The organism is Actinacidiphila oryziradicis, from assembly GCF_005047355.1.
In the GTDB taxonomy this organism is placed as follows: Bacteria; Actinomycetota; Actinomycetes; order Streptomycetales; family Streptomycetaceae; genus Actinacidiphila; species Actinacidiphila oryziradicis.
The window spans coordinates 1-1,269 of record NZ_SUMC01000342.1 but is presented as its reverse complement, the minus strand read 5'-3'; the positions used below and the strand labels follow the sequence as shown (position 1 = coordinate 1,269).

Genomic DNA, 1,269 nt, shown 5'->3' with positions numbered 1-1,269 from the left:
CCATGCCCCATCCGCGGCCACAGCAACGTCCAGGGCAACCGCACCTGCGGAATCGACCACCGCCCCACCGAGGAGTTCCTCAACCGGCTCGCCGAAGCGTGCGGCATCGACCCGCCCCGCGAAGAGGGCCTGGACACCGTGCGCACCATCGAAGCCATGCACCAGGGCCGGGTGAAGGTCTTCATCGGCATGGGCGGCAACTTCGCCATGGCCGCCCCGGACACCCCCTACACCTTCGAAGGGCTGCGCCAGTGCGAGCTGACCGCCCATGTCAGCACCAAGCTCAACCGCAGCCACCTGGTGCACGGCAAGAAGGCCCTGATCCTGCCCTGCCTCGGCCGCACCGAGAAGGACCACCAGCGGGCCGGCCTCCAGTCCACCTCCGTGGAGGACTCGATGAGCATGGTGCACCTGTCGTTGGGGATGAAGCGCCCTGCCTCACCGCACCTGTTCTCCGAGCCCGCCATCATCGCCGGCATCGCCCGCGCCACCCTGCCCCACAGCACCACACCGTGGGAGAAGTACGTCGAGGACTACGACCGCATCCGCGACACCATGGCCAGCGCCCTGGACGGATTCGAGGACTTCAACCGGCGCGTCCGCCTCCCGCTCGGCTTCCGCATCTGCCAGCCCGCACGCGAACTCGTCTTCCTCACCCCCTCCGGCCGGGCCGAGTTCTCCTCCGCCCCCCTCCCCGACGTCGTCCCCGCCCCCGGGACGCTCACGCTGGGAACCATGCGCTCCCACGACCAGTGGAACACCACCATCTACTCCAGCGACGACCGCTACCGCGGTGTGAAGAACCTGCGCACCCTGGTGTTCATGAACACCGCCGACATGCGCGCCCGCGGCATCAAGGAACTCGACCTGGTGGACATCACCAGCACCGCCAAGGACGGCAGCCAACGCTCCGTCCGCGGCTACCGGGCCATCGCTTACGACATCCCGCCGGGCTCAGCCGCCGGCTACATGCCGGAGCTGAACGTCCTGTGCGCGGCGAGCGACTACAGCCTGCAGAGCGACCAACCACTCATGAAACATCTCAAAGTGGAGGTCGTCCCCTCGCCGCGGACCGACGGGACGATGTGAGGACAGCGTCGCAGCCGCGCTCCGCCGGCCTTGCCGCGCCGGCGCCCGCGCGGTTCTGGAACTGCGGGCGGTCCTCCTGGTACTTCGCCTTCCTTGGGGAACCATTCATCCCGCTATCAAATTGTCCAGACCAATGGGGAAGTTCAGTAAACGGGTGGCGAACATTCCGTCACGCGGGCG

At 67.8% G+C, this 1,269-nt stretch carries 1 protein-coding gene; it reads left to right on the top strand.

Going from position 1 to position 1,269, the window contains the following annotated elements:
• Window positions 1–1,089 (top strand): molybdopterin dinucleotide binding domain-containing protein (locus tag FCI23_RS55765; RefSeq protein WP_322974075.1); only part of this gene is annotated, 1,089 nt, incomplete at its 5' end.
• Between the last annotated feature and the right edge of the window lie 180 nt (window positions 1,090–1,269).